Genomic DNA, 24711 nt, shown 5'->3' on the forward strand with positions numbered 1-24711 from the left:
GTGCGGCACCGTCGCCCGCCGTCGCGGCGCGGGCTAACCGTCTCGGCGCGGCTCGACGGCCCGGGGTGCGCCGCGACGCCGGGCGAAGGCCGGCGAGAGTTGCCAGCTGTCCTGGAGCAGGTTCGGAGTGTTGTGGTGGTCGCGGTGATCGCGGCGCACCGTGGTGGTGATGAGGGTGATTCCATACAGCACGGTCCCGGCGCAGATGATGGCCGCGAGCATCGCGTACCGCGTGTGTCCACTGCCGGCCGCGGTCAGAGCCATAGCCAGCGTTGCGAAGGCAACCAATGCGCAAAAATATCCTGACCAGGCGGTGAAGCGATTCCGCCTGACCCATCCCGGAGTGTTTGGCATACCGGCAGCGTACGCGCGGCGGCCAGCCCCGAACAGGTTCGCGGAACAGGTTTGCGGCACTGTGATGTGGGCGCGATAGCATCGGCGGGCTCGTCGGACGGAGAAACCGGTGCAATTCCGGTGCGGTCGCGCCACTGTGACAGTCAGACCTTCCCGTCGAGCGCCGTACCGTGCTGGGCGCGTCCACCCTAGGAAGGCCGAAATCTGTGATTGTGCTGCTGTCCACGTCCGATACCGATCTGCTGAGCGCGCGCGCCAGCGGCGCGGAGTATCGGCTCGCCAATCCGGCGCGCATCCTCCCCGAGGATCTGCCCGGCCTGCTCGCCGGCGCCGATCTGGTGATCGTGCGCATTCTCGGCGGTAAGCGGGCCTGGGAGGAGGGCCTGGAAACGGTGCGCGCCAGCGGGATTCCCATGGTCGCCCTGGGTGGTGAGATCGCGCCCGACGCCGAGCTCATGGAGTGCTCCACCGTCCCCGGCGGTGTGGCGGCGGACGCGCACAACTACCTGGCGGCCGGTGGACCCGGAAACCTGTTGCAGCTGCACAACTTCCTCTCCGACACCGTGCTGCTCACCGGCCACGGCTTCGACCCGCCCGTGGAGCTGCCCAGCTGGGGTGAGCTGGAACGGGATTCGCGCGAGATTGCCGCGGATGCGCCGACGGTCGCGGTCGTCTACTACCGCGCCCAGCATCTGGCCGGGAACACCGGCTATATCGACGCGCTGTGCGCGGCCATCGAGGACAAGGGCGCGCGGGCGCTGCCGGTGTACTGCGCCTCGCTGCGCACCGCGGAGCCGGAACTGCTCGCCGAACTGCGCAAGGCCGACGCGCTCGTGGTGACCGTGCTCGCGGCGGGCGGCACCAAACCAGCCACCGCCTCGGCCGGTGGCGATGACGAAGCCTGGGATGTGGGCGCGCTCGCGGATCTGGATGTGCCGATCCTGCAGGGCCTGTGCCTGACCAGCGGGCGCGCGCAGTGGGAGGCCAATGACGACGGCCTCTCACCCCTGGACGTCGCCACCCAGGTCGCGGTGCCCGAGTTCGACGGTCGCATCATCACGGTGCCGTTCTCGTTCAAGGAGTTCGACGCCGACGGGCTCTCCACCTACGTGCCCGACCCCGAGCGCGCGGCGCGGGTCGCCGGAATCGCGGTGCGGTATGCGCGACTGCGGCATATTCCCAACTCCGACAAGCATATTGCGATCGTGCTGTCGGCGTATCCGACCAAGCATGCGCGCATCGGCAATGCCGTCGGGCTCGATACTCCGGCCAGCGCCATCCGGCTGCTGAACGAAATGCGTTCGGCCGGTTACCACCTGGGCGAACCGGGGGAGATTCCGGGCCTGGAGGAGAGTGACGGCGATGCGCTGATCCACGCGCTCATCGCCGCCGGTGGTCAGGATCCGGACTGGCTGACCGCGGAACAGTTGGAGGGCAACCCGATTCGCATCGGGGCCGACACCTACGGCGCGTGGTTCGCGCAGCTGCCACAGGATCTGCGCGAGGCCGTCGAGGAGGCGTGGGGGACCGCACCGGGTGAGCTGTACGTGGATCGCTCCGCCGATCCCCGGGGTGAAATCGTCATCGCCGCACTGCGATTCGGCAATGTGGTGCTCATCGTGCAACCGCCGCGCGGATTCGGGGAGAACCCGGTCGCCATCTACCACGACCCGGATCTGCCGCCGAGCCACCACTATCTGGCCGCCTACCGCTGGCTGGCCGCACCGGACGGCTTCGCCGCCGATGCCATGGTGCACTTGGGCAAGCACGGCAACCTGGAGTGGCTGCCGGGTAAGACGCTCGGCATGTCCGCCTCCTGCGGCACCGACGCCGCCCTGGGCGATCTGCCGCTGATCTACCCGTTCCTGGTGAACGATCCGGGTGAGGGCACCCAGGCCAAGCGCCGCGCCCACGCCACCCTGGTCGACCATCTCATCCCGCCCATGGCGCGCGCCGAAACCTACGGTGATATCTCGCGTTTGGAGCAGCTGCTCGACGAGCACGCCAATATCTCCACCCTGGATCCTGCCAAGCTGCCCGCCATCCGCCAGCAGATCTGGACGCTCATGCGCGCGGCCAAGATGGACCACGACCTCGGGCTGGCCGAGCGCCCGGACGAGGACGTCTTCGACGATATGCTGCTCCACGTCGACGGCTGGCTGTGCGAGATCAAGGATGTGCAGATCCGCGACGGCCTGCACATTCTCGGCCAGGCCCCCGCCGGGGAGGCCGAGGTCGATCTGGTGCTGGCCATGCTGCGCGCCCGCCAGCTCTGGGGCGGCGAGGTCAATGTGCCCGGACTGCGAGAAGCGCTGGGGCTCAGCGAAAGTGGTGACGAATCGCGAAACCGGGTCGATGCCTTCGAGACGCGCGCCCGGGAACTGGTGGCGGCCATGCAGGAGGTCGACTGGGACGTCGATGCCATCGACGCCATTACCGAGGATCTGGTGGGCGCGGACGGCACGGCCGTCGCCGGTGCGGGCGCGGAGCCCGAGTCCAGCCTATCGGCGGTGCGCCGGGTGCTGGGATTCGCTGCGACGGAGGTGGTTCCGCGGCTGCGGCAGACCGGTGTCGAGATCGCACGCATCCTGCATGCGCTCAATGGCGGATTCATTCCGGCCGGACCGAGCGGCTCACCGCTGCGCGGACTCATCAATGTGCTGCCCACCGGGCGCAATTTCTACTCGGTCGATCCCAAGGCGGTACCCTCGCGGCTGGCCTGGGAGACCGGGCAGGCCATGGCGGAGTCGCTGCTGGCGCGCTACCTGGCCGATCACGGCGAATACCCGCGCTCGGTGGGTCTTTCGGTGTGGGGCACCTCGGCCATGCGCACCTCCGGCGACGATATCGCCGAGGTCTTCGCCCTGCTGGGGGTGCGGCCGGTCTGGGATGAGGCCAGTCGCCGCGTCACCAAGCTCGAGGCCATCGGGCTGGAGGAACTCGGTCGCCCGCGCATCGATGTCACCGTGCGCATCAGCGGATTCTTCCGCGACGCCTTCCCGCACGTGCTGGCCCTGCTCGACGACGCGGTGCGCCTGGCCGCCGGACTCGACGAGCCCGCCGAGACGAATTACGTTCGCGCGCATACCCAATCGGATCTGGCCGCGCACGGGGACGAGCGCCGCGCCACCACCCGCATCTTCGGCTCCAAACCGGGCACCTACGGCGCGGGTCTGCTCCAGCTCATCGATTCCAAGAGCTGGCGCACCGATGACGATCTGGCCCAGGTGTACACGGCCTGGGGCGGTTTCGCGTACGGGCGCGAGCTCGACGGCGTCCCGGCGGCGGACGATATGCGCACCGCGTATCGCCGAATCGCGGTGGCGGCCAAGAACACCGACACCCGCGAACACGATATCGCCGACTCTGACGATTACTTCCAGTATCACGGTGGCATGGTGGCCGCGGTGCGCGCGCTCACCGGTAGGAATCCCGAAGCCTATATCGGTGACAGCACCCGCCCCGATGCCGTGCGCACCCGCACGCTGTCGGAGGAGACGGCGCGGGTATTCCGTGCGCGCGTGGTGAATCCGCGCTGGCTCGAGGCGATGCGCCGGCACGGTTACAAGGGTGCCTTCGAAATGGCCGCTACAGTGGACTATCTGTTCGGTTATGACGCCACCACGAATGTGGTCGCGGACTGGATGTACGAAAAGCTCGCCGAATCCTATGTATTCGACGACGTGAATCGGAAGTTCATGGAGCAGTCGAATCCGTGGGCCCTGCACGGTATTGCGGAGCGATTGCTGGAGGCCGCCGAACGTAAGCTCTGGGAGCAGCCGGAGGCCGATACCCTGGACCGACTGCGTCAGGTGTATCTGGAAACCGAAGGCGAACTGGAATAGGCGAATTCCGCATTTCGCGGGATGCCGGGGTAGGGCGCATAGGACAACGGCGGACAACCCCGGCACCTGTTCTACCCCCGCGGCAAGTCTGAGAGGACGATAAGAATCGTCCCGGCGTCAGACTCGGGGAGGCGTCGGGAAGTCCAATCACTCAATGTGGATTGCTCATTGGATGTGGATTCCCTGATTCGCCGGATCGGTCATCCTCGACGTGTTCGGCGAATCGGCTCTTTCGAATACAGGTAATCATCATGAGAATAGCCAAATTCGCCGCAACAACTCTCTTCTCCATTGCCGCGCTCTGCGTCGCCACCGTCACCGCGCATGGTGAACCGGCCGTGGCGCAACCGGGCATCAGTGGTGTCGATCGAGGGGTCGAGTACACCACCAGCCTGGCGCCCGATCATTCCGCGGTCACCACCACTCTGGCCGGTGGCCGGTTCGAAATGGCCGGGGGCGCCGTCACCGTGCTCGGCCCGAGCGGGGAGGCCATCGCCTCGCTGCCGCTGACGTATCAGGTCGCCGACCGGTCACTCGATGTCGTGCCCGAAATCGACGCCGCCGGAACGACCTTGACCATGCGACCGGCCAACGCGGCCGATATCGCCACGCCCGCCGCCGATCCGGTGGCGCTGGCGAACGTCGCCAATGCCGGATCGATCGTGGCCGGCGCGCTGATCGGTTGTGTGGTCGGCATAGTCATCGGCATCTGGTTCTTCTTCGTCGGCGCGATCGTGGGCTGCGGGGTGGGCGGTCTGCTCGGGGCGATCATCGCCGGCCAACAACCATGAGGTGAGCACGGCTGTGCGCGGGGCAGCACTCGGCCGTGCGCATGGCGGACCGCCGGACCGATTATCCGGCCCGGCGGTCCGACCGTGGTCGCGCGTACGCCCGCGGTCGTAGGCGGATTTCCGCGCCCCGGCGGATGTGCGCGTCATCCGGGGCGCAATACCGTGCGATCATGACGTGGAATGATCTGGCCCAGGCCAAATACGCCCTGCTCACCACCTACAAGAAGGACGGCACCGCGGCGAGCACCCCGGTCTGGATCGCCCCCGACGGTGAGCGGCTGGTGGTGTGGACGAATCCGAAGACCTGGAAGGTCAAGCGCATTCGCCGCAACCCGAGCGTCACCGTGCAGATCTGCGACAACCGCGGCCGCCCGCTGGCCGATGAGGTGTTCGCGGGCACCGCGCGCATTCTCGATTCCGAGGGCACCGAACACGTCCGCGCGGTGGTCTGCGCGAAGTACGGACTCCTGGGTAGGCTGGCCATTCGCGGACATCGGCTGATCCGCGGCGCGGACGCCTCGGTGGGCCTGGCGATCACCCGGTCGGTCTAGACCTCCGCGGTGATCTCGATGCCGACGGTGCCGGTCTTCCCGCGCCGCAGCGTACTTCCGGTGACGATGAGATGCCCCTGTAATCCGTAGCGGCGCTTGACCAATCCGCGCACCCGGTCACCACCGGCGTCGTCCAGGATCTTCGCGGTGCCCTTGACGATGTCCCCGTGCGGCTTGCCGCGCACATCGCACGCCTGCACGGTGACCTCCGGATTGCGCCGAATGCGCTTGACCTTCCAGCTGTCGGTCACGGTCCAGATGTACAGGCGACCATTGTCGAGGGCGGCCCACAGCGGGGTGCCGACGGGCGTGCCGTCCTTCTTGAAGGTCGTCAACAGCACATACTTGGCGGTCCCCACGGGGCCGAACGGGTTATCCACGCCCGCAGCCTATCCGGTGCCCGCGACCTCGGCGGTGCGGGTTATAGGCGCGTGTCGAGCTGAATTCACCGCCGCGCCGCGGGCGAAGTTCGGCCGGATTCCGGCGCGCGGGTTACCCCGCATCACCCGTTTCCGTCCCGGCCAGTCGCGGTTCACCGTGGTCGACCCGGTCGGCAATTCCGTCATCTACATTCAACGTATGAACCCGATCTCGAGTACGGCGGCGCCAAACGCCCCGAGGGATCGGCGCGGGTGCTGGACAATGCCCGTATTCTGCGGGGCGCCACGAATGACGATTCGGCCGCGACCCGGGTCCTCGAGACCGGTCTGTGTCGCCACGGTGCGGCCGCGGCTCCCGGGGCGTGCCCGCGCGCTGGCCATGCTCGCCGAAATCGCCACTGCTGCCGAAGATTCCGAGAAGGTGGCGGAAATGCTCTCTCGGCTACGGGAATTGGAACTCTCCGACGCCGATCGCGCGGTGGTCGCCGAGGAGCTCGGCACCGTGGAAGTCGCGTAGCCCGGGGACCAATTCGATTGGGCCCCAGTATTGGTCGAGGCGGTGATGGCGGTGGCGGGCGTTGTTCTTGATGATCACGCGAGATCCTCTGCCGGGGAGTATCCTTTGCGTCTGTGCAGAATCACAATCTGCGCAGATGCTTACTTATGTAGTGATCTTCACCGTCGAAGGTCTCATTCGAGCGCGGCTCCAGAGCCGCTCGTGGTCGGATGGACGACAGTGCGAGGCGTCCGCCGGGCCACCGGCAATCGGGTAAGCGACTGCGCGGGCGTGTATTTCGGTAACAGATAGTTCGAGGAGGTCTTCGAACTCGCTCGTGACAATGAAGTCCTGGATCATCGCGCTGATCTCATTGCGATCACGATGCTGACCTGCGAGTGTTTCATACTTTTACTCTTGCCCCGCCTCGACTTCGACCGATCGCCGGACGCTCGCGAGTGAAACGCTAGCAGTTCAGATCGCGGTCGTGCCGAGGCCACGGTTCATGTCATACCCCTGCATCACTGCACTAACCACGCCGGGGGGCGAAAATGAAAATACGAGTACTAGGGCCGTTCGAGGTAACTTTTCAAGGTCGGGACATCACGCCGTCCGCGCCGAAGCTGCGCGCCGTGCTGATGCTGTTGGCGCTCAATCGGGGCGGCGTCGTACGGGTCGACCAGCTCATGTCCGAGTTATGGGACGATCGACCACCGCCGAGTGCGAACACCACCCTGCAGACGTACATCTATCAACTTCGCAAGTTATTGAAACTCCATCCCTGCCAAGATGATTCGATCGGATTGGACACCACCCAGTCGGGTTATGTCATGCGGCTGCCCGCCGGGGCACTGGACGCGCAGGTCTTCGAGGACCTGGTGGCCGAGGGCATGGAACTGCTGGTGGCCGGGGAACTGGCCGAGGCGGTATCGATCCTCAAGGACGCGCTCGCCATGTGGCGCGGCGGACTGCTGGGCGCGGTGGCGACCGGTCCGGTCTTGGAGGCGGAGATCGTGCGCCTCGAGGAGTTGCGCAAATCCGCGCTGGAGCAGCGCATCGATGCCGAGCTCGAGCTGGGCAGGCATCGCCAGCTGGTCGGCGAGCTCTGCGGACTGGTCTCGGAGAATCCGACACATGAGGGCCTGCGCGCGAAATTGATGCTGGCGCTGCATCGTTCGGGTCGCCGACTCGACGCCTTGGACTCCTACCGGCAGATTCACGCGCTGCTGTCGCAGGAGATGGGCCTGGAACCCTGTGTGGAGTTGCAGCGCTTGCATCGCCATATCCTGGCCGAGGATCCCATCCTCAAACTCCGCGACGCCCATGCTGGGTCGCCCGGGCCCTCCAGGTCCGGCCGTCCGAACCAATTGCCGCCGGATATCTTTCTGGCGGGCCGTGATTCGCAGGTGAAGGAGATCGAGCGGCTGGTGGGCGCGCAGGCCGCGGTGACCCCCGTGGTCGCGGTGGTGGGTGCGCCCGGCTCGGGTAAGACCGCGCTGGCCTTGCGCGCCGCGCATCAGGTACGCGGCAATTTCCCGGACGGGCAGGTCTGGGCACGCCTGTGCACCGCCGAGGGTGAGGCCGTCGCCCCCGGTACGGTGCTGCGAGATTTCCTGCGCGCCATCGGATTCGACGATGTGCGCATTCCTTCCAATGTCGAGGAGCGGGCGCGGATGTTCCGCAGCTGGACCTCCTCGAATCGGGTGCTGGTGGTGCTCGACGACGTGGTCAGCGCCGAACAGCTGGATCCGTTGCTACCCAGCGGATCCGGCTGCGCCACCATCCTGACCTGTCGCCGCCGGCTGGCGCATATGAAGCTGACCAAGGTGGTCGAGGCGACCCCCCTCAGCCGCGGGGTGTCCTGGCAGGTGCTGGTCGACGCGCTCGGGCGCGAGCGCATCGACCGGGAGGCCGAGGCGGTGACCACCATGATCGACTCCTGTGCCGGCTATCCGGCCGCGCTGGGGGCGGTGTCGAAGGTGCTGGCGCAGCGCTCGCACTGGCCCGTCTCGCGAATGCTGGACTGGCGCAATGGAACCCACTCCAAGGGAGCCCGGCTCGGCATCACCAGCGCGCGGGACGAGGTGGTCGAGGTGGTGCGGCGATCGTATCGATTGCTCTCGCACGACGCGCAATTCGCCTTCCGCGCCCTGGCGGTGGCGCGCGAGCCGATCTCGGCCGATGACGCCGCCCAGATCCTGGGCACCAATACGGCCGAGGCGGAGTGGCTGCTCGAGGAGCTGGTCGAGGTGCAGCTGGTCGAGGTCGCGCTCGCACCGGGTCTCGGGGAGTTCGGTTACCGCTTCATCCCCCTGTTCCGGGCCGTCGCCGCGGCTTTCAGTTATGAGGAAGGCGAACTGGGCGAACCGATTCCGCTGAACCCGGACACCCTGTTCGTCGCCGAATCGACCGCCTGATCCGGTCCTCGACCCGCCCTCCAGCCGGCACCGAGCGCCGACCGCCAGGATCGAGTCCGGGAAGCGCGAAATCGTTTCCCGGACAATGGCTCTGCACCGCACACGGAGGGCAGCGATGCACAACGAACTGGCCGGCAAGCGGATTCTGATCACCGGCGGCACCCGCGGTATCGGTAAGGCGGCGGTGCTGGCCTGCGCCCGTGCGGGGGCCACGGTGGTCACCTGTCATCGCACCCCGGGACCGGCCGCCGAGGCCCTGGCCAAGGAGTTGGCCGGGATCGGCGCGCCCGGCACCCTGGTCGTGGCCGATATCACCGACGCGGCCGCGGTCGAGCGGGTGATGGACACCTGCCTGACCACCCTCGGCGGGCTGGATGTGCTGGTCAACAATGTCGGCGTCGACGGGATGGCGCCGCTGTCCCAGCTGACCCCGGAGATGTGGCAGGACATGCTGGACCGCAATCTCACCTCGGTCTACCGGGTGACCCGGGCGGCGCTGCCGTTGCTGGGCAGCGGCGGCTCGATCATCACGGTGGGATCGGCGGCGGCGCTGCGCGGGCGACCCGCCGCGGCGCACTACGCGGCCTCCAAGGCCGCACTGCTCGGGTTCACCCGCGGTCTGGCCCGCGAGCTGGGACCCCGTGGCATCCGGGTGAATTCGGTCGAACCCGGTCTGGTGGATTCCCCCGACGCCGAGCATTCCGCGCCGCCGTTCGTGGTGCAGAAGGTGGTGGAGGCGACCCCGCTGGGCCGGCTCTGCACCCCCGAGGACGTCGCGGGCGTCATCGAGTTCCTGGCGAGTCCGCGCTCAGACTTCGTGACCGGCGAAGCGATCAAAGTAGATGGAGGAATGTAATGCCTTACGCCGCAATCACCTACCGGGTCAAACCGGGCAACGAGGACGCGATCGCGGAGATCTTCGGGAACTTCCAGCGGGTCGGCACGCCGACCATGCGGGACGCCGACGGCTCCGAGGTCGGACGGCTGGTGGGCACCGCGGTGTTCATCAAGGACGAGTTCATGGTGCGGGTCATCCACTACGAGGGTGAGTACGCCGCCATCGCCGGTCATATGGCCGCGCATCCGGGTGTGCACATCCTGGAGAAGCAGCTCGCGCCGTATCTGGCCGAACAGCGTGACACCGGTACCGCGGAGGGCTTCGGCAACTACTTCCGCAATGCGGGAATGCGCTGCATCTCCCAGCTGTCGGTGGACACCCTGCCGCAGTCGTGACTCGATGCTGACGTTTCTGCCCGTGGCCGTACTGGTCGGCAGCGGTATCACTGCCGGTGTGCTGTTCGCGGTGGCGCTGAGCGTGCTGCCCGGACTGCGCGCGATGCCCGCCGACCGGTACGTCTACACACATCAATTGCTCGGCCGCCATTGGGATCCCACCATGCCGGTGATCGTGCTGAGCTCCACCCTGCTCGATATCCTGCTGGCCGTCTGCACCGACCACGACCGGGCCCGGCCGCTGTGGGCGAGCGCGGCGGTGCTGCTGCTGGTGGTCTCGGTGGTCTCGCACTTCTGCAATGTTCCGCTCAACCGCCAGGTGAAAACGCTTGATCCGGAACGGATTCCGCCCGACTGGCAGGATCCGCGACCGGTCTGGCGGCGCTGGCATCTGCTGCGCACCGCGGTCGCGGTGGCGGCGCTGGCGGTCAATGCCGCCGCGCTGGCGGTATCGGTCTAGCCGAGAGGACCGGCGATGTCATCACCCGAGCGGGCGGGCCGGCGGGAACGCTTCTCGCGCTGGCTGATGCGGACGCTGACGGCCATGGCCCCGATGGTGCTGGCCTACTACGGCACCGTGCCCGCGGAGGTGCTCATCTTCAGTGCCGGCGCTCGCCGGGTGCGGCTGGACGATGAGCTCGAGGTCGACCTGGACGGTGTCTGGCCGCGCTCGCGTTGAGCTGAAAACCCTTGCCACGGTGGATATTCCGTCGAGTCGAATTCGAGTCCGGCGGACCAGCATGGTGTGAAGTCATTCGATCGAAGGAGGACGTACAGTGCATCGCACACTGATCGTCGCAAAGTTGAATCCCGGCGCGACACCCGGAATCGCCGATGTCTTCGGCACCTCGGACAGCACCGAACTGCCGCATATGATCGGCGTCTCCCGGCGCACGCTGTTCAGCTTCCATGATCTGTACTTCCACCTGGTGGAGGCAGAGGACGACATCACCCCGAGTCTGTACCGCGCCCGCAAGCATCCGCTGTACGACGACATCAACACTCGTCTGCGCGAATTCGTCCAGCCCTACGACCCGAATTGGGCCGAGCCCAAGGACGCCATGGCGAACCCGTTCTACGTCTGGACCCCCACCGAGGGGCGAGTGCTGTGAGCACCGCGAACTGGAAGACGGTGACCGCCGAGCAGGTCGAGCCCAATCGCCGGCGCGGCGGGGATATCCGAGTCGTGTTGAGCCCCAAGACCGTCGGGTCCACCTGCGGCTTCGGCGGCGAGCTGACCCTGGCTCCGGACGAGGTCGTCACCGAGCACTACCACCCGTACTCCGAGGAGTTCCTGCACGTGGTCTCCGGCTCGCTGCGATTGCGGCTGGACGGTGCGACCTTCGTGGATCTGCGCGCGGGAGACTGGTTCCTGGTGCCGATCGGCGTGCGGCACCGCCTGGTGAACGTGGGCACCGCGGACGCGCGGGTGGTGTTCCACCTGTCCCCGCTCGCACCGCGCCCCGAGCTCGGGCATGTCGACACCGAGGACGTCGACACCAGCCAACCGCAACTCTCGGTCGGGGGTGGGCAGTGACCGGGCAGGTGGTGGTCACCGGTATCGGCGTCGTCGCGCCCGGCGGGGTCGGGCGCGAGGCGTACTGGGATCTGCTCTCCTCCGGAACCACCGCGACCCGGGCCATCACCCTGTTCGACGCCTCGGCGTTCCGCTCCCGGATCGCCGCCGAGGTGGATTTCGATCCGATCGCCATGGGCCTGTCCCACCGCGAGATTCGGCGAATGGACCGGGCCGCGCAATTCGCGGTGCTGTGCGCGCGGGAGGCGCTGGCGGACAGCGGTCTGGATCTGCCGAATCTGGACCGGTCTCGCCTCGGGGTGAGCCTGGGCAGCGCGGTGGGCTGCACCACCGGGCTGGAGGAGGAGTATCAGGTGGTCTCCGACGGCGGCAAGAAGTGGCTGGTGGATCCGGCCTACGCGGTGCCGCAGCTGTACGACTATCTCGTACCCTCTTCCCTCGCCGTGGAAGTCGCGACCGACGCGGGCGCGGAGGGGCCGGTGGCGCTCATCTCCACCGGCTGCACCTCGGGACTGGACGCCATCGCGCACGGCGCGGAGCTGATCGCCGACGGCCTGGCCGATGTGGTGCTGGCCGGGGCCACCGACGCGCCGATCTCACCCATCACCTCGGCCTCCTTCGACGCCATCAAGGCCACCTCGACGCGCAATGACGATCCCGAGCACGCCTCCAAGCCGTTCGACGGCACCCGGGACGGTTTCGTACTGGGCGAGGGCGCGGCGGTGCTGGTGCTCGAATCCGAGGAGCACGCCAAGCGCCGCGGCGCACCGCGCTACGGCGCCATCGCCGGATTCTGCAGTCGCAGCAACGCCTTTCATATGACGGGGCTGCGCCCGGACGGCCGGGAGATGGCCGAGGCCATCACCCGGGCGCTGGATCTGGCCCACCTCGATCGCACCGCGGTCGATTACATCAACGCGCACGGCTCCGGGACCAAGCAGAACGATCGGCACGAGACCGCCGCGTTCAAGCGCAGCCTGGGCGAACACGCCTACAAAGTGCCGGTGAGTTCGATCAAATCCATGATCGGGCATTCGCTGGGCGCGATCGGCTCGCTCGAAGTCGCCGCCTGCGCACTGGCATTGACCAAACAGGTGGTGCCGCCGACCGCGAATCTGTGGCACGCCGACCCCGAATGCGATCTCGACTACGTGCCCCGGGAGGCACGCGAGCACCCGATGGACGTGGTGCTCAGTGTCGGCAGCGGATTCGGCGGCTTCCAGAGCGCCATCGTGCTGGTCCGCTGAGAGTACGAGAGGTATCGACAATGACCATTGCGTCGACCCATACCCACGCGGTGGATCCGCTACCGGGGCAGGACAATCCGATCGGCGGGGCGCTCGCCGACATCGACGCGCGCGCCGCCCTGGAGGCACTGGTCGGGACGGTCGTCACCGCGGTGCACAGCGCGGCCCACCCGCCCAGCCGGGTCAGCGTGCGCTACGGTGACGCCGCCATCGACGTCGAATGGCCCGCGCAGGCAACGGTTTCGCGGACCGAGAGCGCCGAGCCCGCCGTCGCCCCGCCGCCCGCGCCCTCGGGCGGGACGGTGGTGCCCGCACCCATGGTGGGCACCTTCTACCGCCGCCCGGACCCCGATACCCCGCCTTTCGCGGAGGTCGGTGACCGGATCACCGCCGGTCAGCAGATCGCGATCCTGGAGGCGATGAAGCTGATGAACCCGGTCGAGGCCACCTTCGACGGGACGATCCTGGAATTCCTGGTCCAGGATGGCGAATCGGTGGAGTACGACCAGCCGCTGTTCCTCGTCGCACCGGCCGACGCATCATGACAATCGAGGGGATCGATCCGATGGCCACCGGTAAACGCGTAGCCTTTCTCGGGCTCGGCAGTATGGGCGCGGGAATGGCGCACCGGCTGCTCGACGCCGATTATCAACTGACAGTGTTCAATCGGACCCCGGGCAAGGCGACCGCACTGGTCGAGCGCGGGGCGCGCCGGGCGGCCACGGCGGCGGCCGCGGTGGCCGACCACGATCTGGTGATCCTGAGCCTGGCCGATGACGCGGCCGTGGAGAGCGTGCTCTTCGGTGCGGTGCTCGACGCCCTGCCGAGCGGCGCGACCGTGGTCGACACCTCCACCGTCGCACCGGAATACGCACGCCGCGCCGCGGAACGCCTGCGCGAGCACGGGATTCGGCGCATCGAGGCGTGCGTGGTCGGCAATCCGATCCAGGCGCGCAATGGTGAGCTGCGGGTGTACACCGCCGGTCCGGAACAGGACGCGGCGACCGTGGCCGACCTGCTCGGGGTGCTCGGGGCCGAGGTCGCCCACGTCGGTGCGGCCGGTAATGCCGCGGTGCTCAAACTCGTGCTGAACCTGCTGCTGGGCGCGCAGGTGGCGGCGCTGGCCGAGGCGGTGCGTTTCGGCACCGCGGCCGGACTGGACCGCGACACCCTGCTGAGCACGGTCGCGGGCACCGGATTCAGTTCGCCGGTCCTGCGTTTCCGCGCCGAGCTGATGCGCAGGCGCGCCTACGAACCCGCCTTCTTCCGCTCGGCGCTCATGGCGAAGGATCTGCGCCTGGCACTGGCCCAGGGTGCGGCCGAACTGCCGGTGATCGAGGCGGTGCGGACCGCCTTCGCCGGTGTGGTGGCGGCGGGTGACGGTGACAAGGACGCGGCCGTCATCGTCGAACACGTCGGTCTCCCAGTCGAAGTCATGCATTAGCGATGACCACGACCGGTATCGGCACCGGGACGGCGGCGGGGGACTCCTCGCCCCGCCGCTATCCCGTCCAATTGCTGCAACCCGACGGACGGCGGGTGCTCGATCGCGAATTCCGCGCGCTCATAGCCGATGTCGATGCCGAGGAGCTCATCGAGCTGTACGCGGACATGGTCGCGGTGCGCCGGTTGGACACCGAGGCCACCGCACTGCAACGGCAGGGCGAGCTGGGCCTGTGGACCCCGAGCCTGGGGCAGGAGGCCGCGCAGGTCGGCTCCGCGCACGCACTCGGGGACGCGGACTATGTCTTCGACGCCTACCGCGAGCACGGCGTGGCCTACTGCCGCGGCGTCGATCCGGGGGAGATGACCGCGCTGTGGCGGGGAGCGGCCCACGCGGGCTGGGATCCGGCCGCGGTGAATATGACCAATCCGGCGCTGGTGGTCGGCTCACAAGCCCTGCACGCCACCGGATACGCCTACGCCGCGCAATTGGACGGCGCGGAGATCGCGACCGTGGTCTACTTCGGCGACGGCGCCACCAGTCAGGGTGATGTGGCCGAGGCCATGGTGTTCGCCGCCAGCTGGTCCGCGCCGGTGGTCTTCGTCTGCGTCAACAATCACTGGGCGATCAGCGCTCCCGTGGGGGTGCAGGCCGCCGCGCCGATCGCCGATCGTGCTCTGGGATATGGGATTCCGGCGGTCCGGGTGGACGGGAACGACGTGCTGGCGGTACTCGCGGTCACCCGGGCCGCCGCGCGCCGGGCCCGCGAGGGCGGTGGACCCTCGTTCATCGAGGCCATCACCTATCGGATGGGACCGCACGCCACCTCCGATGATCCGACCCGCTATCGGGACAGCGCCGAGGTCGATCTCTGGGCCGCGCGCGACCCCCTCGCACGAGTGCTGCGGCTGCTCGAACGCGAAGGGCTGCGCACCACCGCCGTCGACGACATGGTCCGCGCGCGCGGGGATGCCGCCGCCGCCCGCATTCGCGCGGTCACGCTCGCCATGCCCGATCCCGAGCCCATGACCCTCTTCGAACACGTCTACGCCACCCCGCACGCGCCGCTGGCGCGCCAGCGCGGTGAGTACGCGCGCTATCTGGCCGAATCGCAGGAGGTCCAGTCGTGATCACCATGGTCGCCGCGCTCAATGCCGGTCTCCGGCGGGCGATGGAGAACGATCCCAAGGTCCTGGTCATGGGTGAGGACGTCGGCCGGCTCGGCGGCGTCTTCCGGGTGACCGACGCCTTACAGAAGGATTTCGGCGCGCACCGGGTGATCGACACCCCGCTGGCCGAATCCGGCATTGTCGGAACGGCTTTCGGGATGGCGCTGCGCGGGTACCGGCCGATCTGTGAGATCCAGTTCGACGGTTTCGTCTTCCCGGCCTTCGATCAGATCGTCTCGCAGCTGGCCAAGATCCACTATCGCACCGCGGGCGCGGTCCGCGCGCCGGTGACCATCCGCATCCCGTTCGGCGGCGGAATGGGTGCGGTGGAACATCATTCGGAATCGCCCGAGGCGTACTTCGCACACACCCCGGGCCTGCGCGTGATCGCGCCCAGCACCCCCGCCGACGCCTTCGTCATGATCCAGCAGGCGGTCACCCTGGACGATCCGGTGATCTTCCTCGAGCCCAAACGCCGCTACTGGGAGAAGGGCCCGGTCGACCTGTTCGCCGCGCCCGCGCTGCCGCCGGACCGCGCCCGCATCACCCGGGCCGGAGCCGATGCCACCGTCGTGGCCTACGGGGCCATGGTCGCGGTCGCGCTCGAAGCCGCCGAAATCGCCGACGCCGAGGGCAATTCGCTCGAGGTGATCGATCTACGCTGCCTCGCGCCGATCGATTTCGACACCGTGGAGCAGTCGGTGCGCCGCACCGGGCGACTGGTGGTGGTGCACGAGGCCCCGGTCTCGTTCGGTCTGGGCGCGGAGATCGCCGCCCGGATCGGTGAACGCTGCTTCGGGGTGCTGCGCGCGCCGGTGCTGCGGGTGGGGGGATTCGACACCCCCTATCCACCCTCTCGTCTGGAATCGCACTATCTGCCCGATGCGGATCGCATCCTCGACGCGGTCGACCGGGTCCTGATCTGAGCCCGCGCCGCCCCGAAATATCCGCCGAATCGAATTACGGAGCGCCGCAGCATGTCCCGCACACTCGAATTCCGGCTGCCCGATCTGGGCGAAGGGCTCACCGAGGCCGAGATCGCCGCCTGGACCGTCGCGGTCGGCGATCACGTCGACCTCAATCAGCCCATTGTGGAGGTGGAGACCGAGAAGGCGGTGGTCGCCATCCCGTCCCCGTTCAGCGGGGTGGTCCTGGAAATCCTGGTCGCGCCGGGCGAGAGGGTCCCGGTGGGCGAACCCATCATTCGGATCGAGGATGCCGCCGCCGAACCGGAGTCCGCGCCGACCGTCCTGGTCGGCTACGGGCCCAAACCCGCCGGTCCCCGGCGTCGCCGCCCCCGCCCCCGGCCGGTGGACAACGCTGAAACACCGGTCGTCCCAATGGATTCGCCGAGCCCGGCGGGGGAGATCCGCACCCCGATCACCGGTGTGCGCCGCAGCACCGCCGCGGCCATGGTCGCCAGTCATCGCACCGTGCCCCAGGTGACCGAATTCGTCACCGTCGATGCCACCGTCACCGTCGAGCTGCTCGAAACCATGCGCGCCAGTCCGACTTTCGCCGACCTGCGGCCCACGGCCCTGACCCTGACCGCCAAGGCGGTGGCCACCCTGCTGCCCGATCACCCCGCGCTCAACAGCTCCTGGGACGAGCAGGCGGGGGAGATCATCACCCGGGAGCGGGTGAACCTGGGTATCGCGGTGGCCGCGCCGCGCGGGCTGCTGGTGCCGGTGCTGGCCGATGCCCACTCGCGCGGCATCACCGAAATCTGCGGCGCCATAGCGACTCTCGCGGCCACCGCGCGGCGCGGTGAACTCACCCCGGCAGATATGCGCGGAGCCACCTTCACCCTGAGCAATATCGGCGTCTGGGGTATCGACAGCGGCACCCCGATCGTCACCGCCGGACAGGCCGCCATCCTCTGCCTCGGTGCGATTCGACAGCGGCCCTGGGTGTTTCGCGGCGAGCTCGCGGTGCGCTGGATCACCACGCTGGCGCTGTCCTTCGACCACCGCCTGGTCGACGGGGAACAGGGCTCGCGCTTCCTGGCCGCGCTCGCCGGTGTGCTGGAGGATCCGCACGCCCTGCTCGGGCGGTTATGACCCGAACCCGGTCCACCGCGGCCTGATTCGGATCCGAGGCTGCGTCGAGTGCGGGTCCGCAGGCTGGGCGCGGACCTTCGAGCGTCGAACAGTGAGGTGGATATGTCCGAGACGTTGAGTCAAGTCTCCGAACCAGATGAGGTCGACCCGCCGCCGGGCGAGGATCGCGCGACGGAGGGTACGAGCCCCGCGTCCTCGGACGCGACCGCCGCACCGTCGATCAAGGAGTATCTGCCGTCACTGGACGGACTGCGCGCCATCGTGGCCGTCACCATCGTGGCCGGGCACGTCTCCATCTATACCGGCGATGTGGCCGCGGGCTGGAACGGCAGCTTCCAGTCGGACTGGCTCGGCTATGTGGTGCAACCGCTTTCGGTGGCGGTGCCGTTCTTCTGCGTCATGTCCGGCATGCTGCTGTACCGGCAGTTCAGCGGGATGGCCCTCAAAGGCGACAGGCTGCCGTCGGTGAGCGCCTATATGTGGCGGCGCGCGCTGCGCATCCTGCCGGTGTACTGGCTGGTGGTGATCGCCTCCCTGGCCTTCGTCACGCATAAGGATCTGGCCACCTGGGTCCGCTCACTGCTGTTCCTGACCATCTATCACAAGAATCAGTACGGCACCGCCGATCTGCCCGAGGGGCTGGTGCCCACCTGGTCGCTGGCCACCGAGGTCGTGTTCTATCTGCTGCTGCCGCTCATCGCCGTCGGCCTGGCCTGGGTGGCCGCGCGCGCCGGTGGCGATCTGGTGCGCCGGGCGCGCGTCGTCATGCTCACGCTCACACCGCTTTTCCTGATCAATGTGGCCTGGGTCTGGTACGTGCACAAGCCGAGCATGGGGCAGTGGCCGCCGCAGTGGTACTGGCTGCCCGGCCTGATCGGCTACTTCGCCGCGGGCATGATCCTGGGCGTGCTGGCCGACTGGGTGGACCATGCCCCCGAGCGCGCGCCCGCACTCTTCCGCGCCGCCCGCCGCCGGCCGTATCTGGCCTGGATCGTGGCGGCGCTGGCCATTGTCGGCCTGGGCATTCCGGCGCTGATGGGCAAGGACGCCAACACCTTCTATCCGACCCAGGGGCACGGCCTGGTCCAGTTCGTCCTGCATCTCATCGCCGCGAGTGCCCTGGTGCTGGCCGTGATGACCGCGCGCCGGCGCAACCGGTTCCTGTCGCATCCGATCATGGTGTGGGGCGGGCAGCTCTCGTACGGGGTGTACCTGTGGCACCAGGTGGTGCTGGTGTCCTACTTCAAATGGCGCGGGCTCGAATTGGGGCAGGGCGCGTTCCTGCCGATCACGCTGGTGGTGCTGCCCACCGCCTTCCTGCTCGCCGGTGCGACCTTCGTGCTGGTGGAGCGTCCCCTGCAGCGCACGCTGCGACCACTGCTGGGTAGAGCGCCCGCGAATCGCCCCGCGCCGAGCCCGATCGGAAAGGACGTCGAGTCATGAATACCGCCTCGATGCTGCCCGCGACCTTCCTGGGCACCGGGCTGAGCGTGCCCACCCGGATCGTCACCAACGAGGATCTCACCGCCACCCTGGACACCTCCGACGAATGGATCCGCTCGCGCACCGGAATCCGGGAACGCCGCTATGCCGATGCGGCACAGTCGACTTCGGATCTGTGCGTCGAGGCGGCCACCGACGCGCTGCGCAACAGCGGGGTCGCCGCCGAGGACGTGGACGTGATCATCCTGTCCACCGTCACCCCCGATCAACCGCTGCCCTCCACCGCGCTCATGGTCAAGGAGGCCATCGGGGCGCACCGGGCGATACCCATCGATCTGACCCAGGCCGCCTGTTCGGGCGGTGTGCTGGCCATGTTCCTGGGCATCCACCTGCTGCAGAACCCGGCCATGAACAACATCTTGGTGATCGGCGGTGAGGCGCTGTCCCGGCTCACCGATCCGGCCGATCGCAAGATTCGCGTCTTCTTCGGCGATGCCGCGGGCGCGGTGGTGCTGGGCCGCTCGGCCGCACCGGAACACGGTCTGCTGGGCTGGGATATCCAATCCGCCCTCTCCTACGAGGTGCAGGTGCGCGCGGGCGGTTCGCGTTATCCGGCCACCCCCGAGACCGTGGCCGCGGGCGATCACTTCCTCTATATGAACGGCCGCACGGTCTGGGAGGAGGCGACCGAACATCTGCCCAAATGCATTCACCAGGCGGTCACCAAATCCGGTCTGGACGTGAACGATATCCGGCACTACGTCATCCATCAGGCCAATGGCAATGTGGTCAACGAGGTGATGGACCGGCTCGGGGTGGAGCGCACGCGCGCCGAGATCACCGTGGACTGGCTCGGGAACACCGGCAGCGCAACGGTTTTCACCGTGCTGCACACCCTGGTGACCGGCAAGAAGATTCAGCGCGGCGATACCGTGGTGATCGCCGGTATCGGCGCGGGCTTCATCTGGGGCGCGCTCTGCCTGAGGTTCGGCTGAATGAGTTCGGAGCGGGTCCTGGCGGTGGTGGCCACACACAGCTGCCCGGACCGGCCGTTGGACGGCCTGCGCGTGGGCCCGTGGCGGGCCCCCGCGCCCCGGCCGGACGGGGTGCGGATCTCGATCCGCGCGGCCGGGCTGAACCATCACGATCTGTGGACCCTGCGCGGAATCGGCGTCACCGGTGAGCAATTGCCGGTGGTGCTCGGCGCGGAGGGCGCGGGGATCGACGAGGACGGCAATCCGGTCATCGTCTATCCGGTCGTCGGGGATCCGGCGGCAGGGGGCGGTGACGAAACCCTGGATCCGGCCATGGGCATGCTCTCCTCGGATTACGACGGCACCTTCGCCGAGCAGATCGTGGTGCCGCGCCGCAATGTGGTGCCCAAACCCGATTGGCTCTCCTTCGAGGAGGCGGCCTGTCTGCCGGGGGCCTGGCTCACCGCGTACCGCATGCTGTTTCATCGGGCTCGGCTGGCGGCGGGCTCGCTGGTGCTGGTGCAGGGTGCGGGCGGCGGGGTGGCGACCGCGCTGATCATGCTCGCGCACGCGGCGAACCATCGGGTCTGGGTGACCAGCCGCAGTCCCGAGAAGCGCCGGAGCGCACTGGAACTCGGTGCGGAGCGGGTATTCGAGACCGGGACGCGGTTGCCCGCGCGCGTCGACGCGGTACTGGAGACCGTCGGCGCGGCCACCTGGGAGCATTCGGTCCGGGCGGTGCGTCCCGGCGGCGTGGTGGTCGTCTCGGGCGCCACCACCGGGCATTTGACCACCCTGGATCTGAATCGTCTGTTCTATCGCCAGATCTCGATTGTCGGCTCCACCGTCGGCACCCGCGAGGAACTGCTCGGACTGACCGATTTCTGCGCGCGCACCGGACTGCGCCCGCGAATCCATCAGGTGCTTCCGCTCGCTCGCGCCCGGGAGGGCTTCACCACCATGCTGGCGGGTGAGCAGTTCGGCAAGATCGTGCTCGCGGTCGGCCGGGATGGGTGAGGATGGGAGCATCGCCGTGGGAAGGAGTGCCCAGGATGAGCGTTCTCGCCGTGCCGGGAGCCGAAATCTATTACGAGAGCGCCGGTTCCGGTTCGGCGCTGCTGCTCATCGGCGGCGGCACCGATGACGCCCGCGATCTGGCGGGCATCGCGGCGGAGCTGACCGATCGGTACACCGTGATCGGTTACGATCCGCGCGGCATCTCACGCAGCATCGCGCACGAACGCCCGGATACGGTGCCGAGCGAAGTCGACGACGCCCACCGGGTGCTGCGCGCGGTCACCGACGGACCGGCCGATGTCTTCGCCACCAGTGCGGGCGTGCCGATCGCCCTGGCGCTGGCGACGGCGTATCCCGAAATGGTGCGGACCGTGGTGGCCCATGAACCGGCGACCTTCGCCCTGCTCGCCGCCGATGATCCGCGGCGGTGGCTGTACGACGAGGTCTACCGGATCTATCGGCGCGAGGGCGCCGCCGCGGCCATGGGCCGCTTCGTCACCGGGGCCGGATTGGGCGGTCGACCTGGAAACGGTGCGGCCGTACCGGAAAGTCCCGAGGCGGCCGAGTCGCTCCGGCAGCGGCTCGAACGGGTCCGGCACAATGCCGATACCTTCCTCGCACACCGGCTGGTGCCGATCTGCGGTTACGAACCCGATCTGGACGCCTTGCGCGCCACCGGGATTCGCATCGTGGTCGGCGTCGGTGCGGCCTCGGGCGGATCGCTGCCCGCCGATACCGCGCTCGCGCTCGGTCGCGCACTGGGCGCCGAACCGGTGACCTTCCCGGGTGGGCACGCCGGCGCCGCGACGCATCCCGCGGCGTTCGCACTCCGCCTGCGCGAGCTGCTGGCGGACTGAAGGCGCTGCGGTTCGGACGGTTTCGCGCGCGGTCCGCCGGATTCGCGACCGGCGCCGTCGATTCCGCGTGCGTTCACTCGGTTCTGCTCGGTGTCTCCACCTCTCGCAGTTCCTGGGCGACCTCGCGCAGGATCGGCGTCGCCTTGGTGAAGTAGTCGAACACGGTCGCCACCGCCGCCGCGTCATAGCCGGCGAACACCGCGCCCATTTTGGTGCGCACCGGTGCGAGCAGGCCGTTGATCTCCTGCTCGCGATCGTTGGAGGGGACGACCACGACCTTGCGCCGATCCACCACATCGCGCACCCGCTTGACGAACCCGGCCTGCTCCAGCCGGTCGATGAGGCGAGTGGCCGCGCCGGTGGTCAGACCGGTGCGGTGGGCGAGTTCCCCGGCGGTGAGGGAACCGGCCAGTTGGATCAGGTTCAGGCCGAAGAAATCGGTGGCCCCGAGCCCGAGCGCCTGGGCCAGCGCCTGACTCACCACGACCTGCGCGGACAGATACTCCCGATAGACATGGTGGCCCTGCGCGAGCCTTTCGAGCTGTTCCCGGCTCATTCCCGCGGGCAGCGTCGACCGCAGTGGATGGTGTTCGAGATCCGTTGACGGGTCCGGGGAACCCGGGCTATGGTTTGTTGCATTCATGCAGACACCTTTTTGTTGCAGATACTTGGCCCATGCAAGGAAGAATACTCCGAGACATGAACGCAATCGAAGTACATCAGGTACACAAATCGTTCGGAAAAGTCACCGCGCTCGCCGGAGTGGATCTGGCGGTGCCCCAGGGTGAGGTGCTCGGACTGCTCGGGCACAACGGCGCCGGCAAGACGACACTGGTCCGAATTCTGGCCACGCTGCTCGCCCCCGACTCCGGCCGGGTGGTCATCAATGGGCACGATGTGGTGCGCGAACCCGTCGCGGTGCGGCGTCAGATCGGCTTGGCCGGACAGCACGCGGCCATCGACGACGCGCTCACCGGGCGGGAGAATCTCGAACTGGTGGGCACGCTCTATCGACTCGGAAAGGCCACCGTAGGGGTGCGCGCCCGGGAGATCCTGGAGCGGCTTTCGCTCGACGATGCCGCAGACCGACCGGTGCGGACGTATTCGGGCGGCATGCGCAGGCGTCTCGATGTGGGGGCCAGTCTGGTCGGCCGCCCCTCGGTGCTGCTGCTCGACGAGCCCTCGACGGGTCTGGATCCCGTTGCGCGCCTGGAGCTTTGGGGGCTGATTCGGGACCTCACCGCGGACGGCACCACGGTTTTGCTCACCACCCAGGCGCTCGAGGAGGCGGACTACCTCGCTCGGGATATCGTCGTCCTCCAGCATGGCTCCGTGATAGCACACGGTACGACCGCCGAGTTGAAGGCCCGGCTCGGACATACGGCGATCACCGTGGTAATCGAGGACCATGCCGACCTCGCGCGCGCGGGCGGTCTGCTCGCCGGAATCAGTGCCGGCGAACCCGAGATCGACACCGCCACCACCTCGGTGGTGATTCGCATGGCCGAGGGCAGCAGCGGTCTGGCCACCGCGGTCCGGCTGCTCGACGACGCGCGGATTTCGATCGCCGATATCGGCGTGCGCGCGCCCTCCCTGGAAGACGTCTATCTCTCCCTCACCGACGCGAAAGGCGCGCTGCGATGACCACCCAACTCGCCGCGGACACCGGTTCGGCTCGGCCCGGCGGCAATTCGCTCCCGGTCTCGGCCTTCTTCGTCGATTCGCTGGCGCTGGCCAAGCGCCAGCTCATCCGTACGGTGCGCACCCCGCAGACCGCCATCGCGGCGGTGACCTCACCGATCCTGTTCCTGGCGCTGTTCCGGTACGTGTTCGGCGGGGCCATCCCCATCCAGAACATGACCTACGTGGACTACATCGTGCCCGCGATGCTGGTGCAGAACATCGTGTTCGGCGGTTTCCAGAGCGCCACCGGCCTGTCCCAGGACGCCGCCGACGGCATTGTGGATCGCTTCCGGTCTCTGCCCTCGCCGCGGGCGGCCCTGCTGGCGGGCCGCGCGCTGGCCGATACGCTGACCCAGTTCGTGGCGCACGCCCTGGTGATCGTCACCGGTGTGATCATCGGCTTCCGATTCCACACCGGCGCACTGAATCTGGTGCTCTTCCTGGTGCTGCTGCTGGCCATCGGGGTCGGGCTCTTCAGCGTATTCGCCGCCATGGGGCTCAGCACCCGCAATGCCGAGACGGTGAACGCGCTGACGCTGCCCGGCTTCCTACTGCTGTTCGTCTCGAGCGCCTTCATTCCCGTTGCGACACTGCCGGGTTGGTTGCAGGGCTTCGCCAAGTACCAGCCGATCACGGTGTTCACCGACACCCTGCGGTATCTGTTGCAGAGCGATATCAGCACCTCGGTGCTCGAGCATTCGCGCACCTGGTACCTGCTGGGCTCGCTGGGCTGGGCCGCGGTGCTCACCGGCATCGGCGGCACGGTGGCTCTGAACGCCTACCGGCGGCTGTGAACACGACGATGGCCCACCGGCTCGAAAACCGGTGGGCCATCGTCATTCCGGGCGCGGGTCAGCCGCGCACCAGCCTGGCGACCGCGTCCAACAGCGTGCGCGGCGTCATATCGATGGCGATGGCCTCATCGTCGATCTCGATGCCGTATTCGTGCTTGATCCGGGTCGCGGTATCGATCAGGGCGAGTGAGTCGTAACCCAGGTTCTCGAAGGAGGTGTCGAGAATATCGCCGGAGAGGTCGATGTTCTCGTCCTCGCCCGAGCTCTGGGTCAGAATGCGGCGGAGGTCGTCGATTGTGATCATGAGATAACGCTTCCTACGAATCGGGCAGGTGCCGGTGCGAGGGTGGGATATCCACCTCGTGCGCTGCTGGAGGCGGGACGGATACCCGCGACCCGGCGTTCGAGCGCGGCATCGG

Annotated in this window: 27 protein-coding genes and 1 riboswitch; of the genes, 23 read left to right on the top strand and 4 right to left on the bottom strand. The window is 68.0% G+C overall.

What is annotated here, in order from left to right:
• Positions 1-33: 33 nt before the first annotated feature.
• Complete coding sequence (locus tag NA10_RS03155; protein ID WP_157555988.1) at positions 34-288, bottom strand: hypothetical protein; 255 nt, start codon at positions 286-288, stop codon at positions 34-36.
• Positions 289-436: 148 nt separating this feature from the next.
• Positions 437-513: riboswitch (adenosylcobalamin-variant (AdoCbl-variant) riboswitch) on the top strand.
• 47 nt (positions 514-560) lie between these two features.
• Between NA10_RS03155 and cobN the strand changes: the two genes are divergently transcribed.
• From cobN to NA10_RS03170, 3 genes are all read left to right on the top strand, one after another.
• On the top strand, positions 561-4199 hold the full coding sequence (cobN, locus tag NA10_RS03160; protein WP_067563068.1) for a cobaltochelatase subunit CobN: 3639 nt from the start codon (positions 561-563) through the stop codon (positions 4197-4199).
• Between the two features lie 251 nt (positions 4200-4450).
• A complete protein-coding gene (locus NA10_RS03165; RefSeq protein WP_067563070.1) occupies positions 4451-4990 on the top strand; it encodes a DUF8020 domain-containing protein in 540 nt (179 codons plus the stop codon).
• A gap of 170 nt (positions 4991-5160) precedes the next feature.
• The gene (locus NA10_RS03170; protein WP_067563072.1) at positions 5161-5541 is read left to right on the top strand and encodes a PPOX class F420-dependent oxidoreductase; all 381 of its coding nucleotides are present in this window, start codon (positions 5161-5163) and stop codon (positions 5539-5541) included.
• On the opposite strand, the gene NA10_RS03175 is transcribed toward NA10_RS03170, so the two are convergent.
• Positions 5538-5921 carry a PPOX class F420-dependent oxidoreductase gene (locus NA10_RS03175; protein WP_067563075.1) on the bottom strand — a complete coding sequence of 128 codons (384 nt, stop codon included), beginning with the start codon at positions 5919-5921 and terminating at the stop codon, positions 5538-5540. The genes NA10_RS03170 and NA10_RS03175 overlap by 4 nt on opposite strands.
• A gap of 34 nt (positions 5922-5955) precedes the next feature.
• Here NA10_RS03175 and NA10_RS39745 point away from each other — a divergent pair, with 34 nt between their 5' ends.
• The 18 genes from NA10_RS39745 (at position 5956) to NA10_RS03260 (ending at position 21815) form a co-directional block, all read left to right on the top strand.
• The gene (locus NA10_RS39745; RefSeq protein WP_507763257.1) at positions 5956-6438 is read left to right on the top strand and encodes a DUF8817 family protein; all 483 of its coding nucleotides are present in this window, start codon (positions 5956-5958) and stop codon (positions 6436-6438) included.
• 530 nt (positions 6439-6968) lie between these two features.
• On the top strand, positions 6969-8834 hold the full coding sequence (locus NA10_RS03180; protein WP_084514255.1) for an AfsR/SARP family transcriptional regulator: 1866 nt from the start codon (positions 6969-6971) through the stop codon (positions 8832-8834).
• 115 nt (positions 8835-8949) lie between these two features.
• Positions 8950-9690 (top strand): SDR family NAD(P)-dependent oxidoreductase, encoded by a 741-nt coding sequence (locus tag NA10_RS03185; RefSeq protein WP_067563081.1) that lies wholly within the window; start codon positions 8950-8952, stop codon positions 9688-9690.
• Entirely contained in the window at positions 9690-10067 is a 378-nt protein-coding gene (locus tag NA10_RS03190) for a SchA/CurD-like domain-containing protein (protein ID WP_067563082.1), read from the top strand. The genes NA10_RS03185 and NA10_RS03190 overlap by 1 nt, the downstream gene beginning before the upstream one ends.
• 4 nt (positions 10068-10071) lie before the next feature.
• Positions 10072-10527, top strand: a complete 456-nt coding sequence (locus NA10_RS03195) for an anthrone oxygenase family protein (RefSeq protein WP_067563085.1) — start codon at positions 10072-10074, stop codon at positions 10525-10527.
• A 15-nt stretch (positions 10528-10542) separates the two neighbouring features.
• Positions 10543-10746, top strand: a complete 204-nt coding sequence (locus NA10_RS03200) for a hypothetical protein (RefSeq protein ID WP_067563087.1) — start codon at positions 10543-10545, stop codon at positions 10744-10746.
• Positions 10747-10843: 97 nt separating this feature from the next.
• Positions 10844-11179 carry a TcmI family type II polyketide cyclase gene (locus NA10_RS03205; protein WP_067563090.1) on the top strand — a complete coding sequence of 112 codons (336 nt, stop codon included), beginning with the start codon at positions 10844-10846 and terminating at the stop codon, positions 11177-11179.
• On the top strand, positions 11176-11604 hold the full coding sequence (locus tag NA10_RS03210) for a cupin domain-containing protein (RefSeq protein ID WP_067563093.1): 429 nt from the start codon (positions 11176-11178) through the stop codon (positions 11602-11604). The genes NA10_RS03205 and NA10_RS03210 overlap by 4 nt, the downstream gene beginning before the upstream one ends.
• Positions 11601-12851: a beta-ketoacyl-[acyl-carrier-protein] synthase family protein gene (locus tag NA10_RS03215; protein WP_067563096.1), complete on the top strand. Its 1251-nt coding sequence runs from the start codon at positions 11601-11603 to the stop codon at positions 12849-12851. Before NA10_RS03210 ends, NA10_RS03215 begins: the two co-directional genes overlap by 4 nt.
• A gap of 20 nt (positions 12852-12871) precedes the next feature.
• Entirely contained in the window at positions 12872-13396 is a 525-nt protein-coding gene (locus NA10_RS36385; protein ID WP_157555992.1) for an acetyl-CoA carboxylase biotin carboxyl carrier protein, read from the top strand.
• The gene (locus NA10_RS03225) at positions 13393-14295 is read left to right on the top strand and encodes an NAD(P)-dependent oxidoreductase (protein ID WP_218021433.1); all 903 of its coding nucleotides are present in this window, start codon (positions 13393-13395) and stop codon (positions 14293-14295) included. The genes NA10_RS36385 and NA10_RS03225 overlap by 4 nt, the downstream gene beginning before the upstream one ends.
• Positions 14296-14297: 2 nt before the next feature.
• Positions 14298-15425, top strand: a complete 1128-nt coding sequence (gene pdhA / locus NA10_RS03230; RefSeq protein WP_067563099.1) for a pyruvate dehydrogenase (acetyl-transferring) E1 component subunit alpha — start codon at positions 14298-14300, stop codon at positions 15423-15425.
• 5 nt (positions 15426-15430) lie between these two features.
• A complete protein-coding gene (locus tag NA10_RS03235; RefSeq protein WP_067563214.1) occupies positions 15431-16390 on the top strand; it encodes an alpha-ketoacid dehydrogenase subunit beta in 960 nt (319 codons plus the stop codon).
• A 51-nt stretch (positions 16391-16441) separates the two neighbouring features.
• The gene (locus NA10_RS03240; RefSeq protein ID WP_067563100.1) at positions 16442-17524 is read left to right on the top strand and encodes a dihydrolipoamide acetyltransferase family protein; all 1083 of its coding nucleotides are present in this window, start codon (positions 16442-16444) and stop codon (positions 17522-17524) included.
• Positions 17525-17626: 102 nt separating this feature from the next.
• The gene (locus NA10_RS03245; protein WP_157555994.1) at positions 17627-18967 is read left to right on the top strand and encodes an acyltransferase family protein; all 1341 of its coding nucleotides are present in this window, start codon (positions 17627-17629) and stop codon (positions 18965-18967) included.
• Positions 18964-19962 (top strand): 3-oxoacyl-ACP synthase III family protein, encoded by a 999-nt coding sequence (locus tag NA10_RS03250; protein WP_218021434.1) that lies wholly within the window; start codon positions 18964-18966, stop codon positions 19960-19962. Before NA10_RS03245 ends, NA10_RS03250 begins: the two co-directional genes overlap by 4 nt.
• Positions 19963-20958, top strand: coding sequence for a zinc-binding dehydrogenase (locus NA10_RS03255; RefSeq protein ID WP_067563106.1), 996 nt, complete (start codon positions 19963-19965; stop codon positions 20956-20958). It abuts the gene before it with no gap.
• 35 nt (positions 20959-20993) lie between these two features.
• Positions 20994-21815, top strand: a complete 822-nt coding sequence (locus NA10_RS03260; protein ID WP_067563109.1) for an alpha/beta fold hydrolase — start codon at positions 20994-20996, stop codon at positions 21813-21815.
• Positions 21816-21888: 73 nt separating this feature from the next.
• On the opposite strand, the gene NA10_RS03265 is transcribed toward NA10_RS03260, so the two are convergent.
• Complete coding sequence (locus NA10_RS03265) at positions 21889-22458, bottom strand: MarR family winged helix-turn-helix transcriptional regulator (RefSeq protein ID WP_245676995.1); 570 nt, start codon at positions 22456-22458, stop codon at positions 21889-21891.
• Between the two features lie 56 nt (positions 22459-22514).
• On the opposite strand from NA10_RS03265, the gene NA10_RS03270 reads away from it, so the two are divergent.
• Together NA10_RS03270 and NA10_RS03275 are read left to right on the top strand one after the other, a co-directional pair.
• Complete coding sequence (locus tag NA10_RS03270; protein ID WP_067563113.1) at positions 22515-23459, top strand: ATP-binding cassette domain-containing protein; 945 nt, start codon at positions 22515-22517, stop codon at positions 23457-23459.
• On the top strand, positions 23456-24292 hold the full coding sequence (locus NA10_RS03275; RefSeq protein WP_084514257.1) for an ABC transporter permease: 837 nt from the start codon (positions 23456-23458) through the stop codon (positions 24290-24292). The genes NA10_RS03270 and NA10_RS03275 overlap by 4 nt, the downstream gene beginning before the upstream one ends.
• A 58-nt stretch (positions 24293-24350) precedes the next feature.
• On the opposite strand, the gene NA10_RS03280 is transcribed toward NA10_RS03275, so the two are convergent.
• Positions 24351-24596, bottom strand: a complete 246-nt coding sequence (locus NA10_RS03280) for an acyl carrier protein (protein ID WP_067563116.1) — start codon at positions 24594-24596, stop codon at positions 24351-24353.
• Between the last annotated feature and the right edge of the window lie 115 nt (positions 24597-24711).

Origin of the sequence: Nocardia acidivorans NBRC 108247, from assembly GCF_001625085.1 — a bacterium.
In the GTDB taxonomy this organism is placed as follows: domain Bacteria; phylum Actinomycetota; class Actinomycetes; order Mycobacteriales; family Mycobacteriaceae; genus Nocardia; species Nocardia acidivorans.

Coding starts and splice junctions, on each gene's coding strand:
- NA10_RS03165 (WP_067563070.1), top strand. CDS start 4,451: ATGAGAATAGCCAAATTCGCCGCAACAACTCTCTTCTCCATTGCCGCG.
- NA10_RS03170 (WP_067563072.1), top strand. CDS start 5,161: ATGACGTGGAATGATCTGGCCCAGGCCAAATACGCCCTGCTCACCACC.
- NA10_RS03180 (WP_084514255.1), top strand. CDS start 6,969: ATGAAAATACGAGTACTAGGGCCGTTCGAGGTAACTTTTCAAGGTCGG.
- NA10_RS03185 (WP_067563081.1), top strand. CDS start 8,950: ATGCACAACGAACTGGCCGGCAAGCGGATTCTGATCACCGGCGGCACC.
- NA10_RS03190 (WP_067563082.1), top strand. CDS start 9,690: ATGCCTTACGCCGCAATCACCTACCGGGTCAAACCGGGCAACGAGGAC.
- NA10_RS03195 (WP_067563085.1), top strand. CDS start 10,072: ATGCTGACGTTTCTGCCCGTGGCCGTACTGGTCGGCAGCGGTATCACT.
- NA10_RS03200 (WP_067563087.1), top strand. CDS start 10,543: ATGTCATCACCCGAGCGGGCGGGCCGGCGGGAACGCTTCTCGCGCTGG.
- NA10_RS36385 (WP_157555992.1), top strand. CDS start 12,872: ATGACCATTGCGTCGACCCATACCCACGCGGTGGATCCGCTACCGGGG.
- NA10_RS03225 (WP_218021433.1), top strand. CDS start 13,393: ATGACAATCGAGGGGATCGATCCGATGGCCACCGGTAAACGCGTAGCC.
- pdhA (WP_067563099.1), top strand. CDS start 14,298: ATGACCACGACCGGTATCGGCACCGGGACGGCGGCGGGGGACTCCTCG.
- NA10_RS03235 (WP_067563214.1), top strand. CDS start 15,431: ATGGTCGCCGCGCTCAATGCCGGTCTCCGGCGGGCGATGGAGAACGAT.
- NA10_RS03240 (WP_067563100.1), top strand. CDS start 16,442: ATGTCCCGCACACTCGAATTCCGGCTGCCCGATCTGGGCGAAGGGCTC.
- NA10_RS03245 (WP_157555994.1), top strand. CDS start 17,627: ATGTCCGAGACGTTGAGTCAAGTCTCCGAACCAGATGAGGTCGACCCG.
- NA10_RS03250 (WP_218021434.1), top strand. CDS start 18,964: ATGAATACCGCCTCGATGCTGCCCGCGACCTTCCTGGGCACCGGGCTG.
- NA10_RS03255 (WP_067563106.1), top strand. CDS start 19,963: ATGAGTTCGGAGCGGGTCCTGGCGGTGGTGGCCACACACAGCTGCCCG.
- NA10_RS03260 (WP_067563109.1), top strand. CDS start 20,994: ATGAGCGTTCTCGCCGTGCCGGGAGCCGAAATCTATTACGAGAGCGCC.
- NA10_RS03265 (WP_245676995.1), bottom strand. CDS start 22,458: ATGAATGCAACAAACCATAGCCCGGGTTCCCCGGACCCGTCAACGGAT.
- NA10_RS03270 (WP_067563113.1), top strand. CDS start 22,515: ATGAACGCAATCGAAGTACATCAGGTACACAAATCGTTCGGAAAAGTC.
- NA10_RS03275 (WP_084514257.1), top strand. CDS start 23,456: ATGACCACCCAACTCGCCGCGGACACCGGTTCGGCTCGGCCCGGCGGC.
- NA10_RS03280 (WP_067563116.1), bottom strand. CDS start 24,596: ATGATCACAATCGACGACCTCCGCCGCATTCTGACCCAGAGCTCGGGC.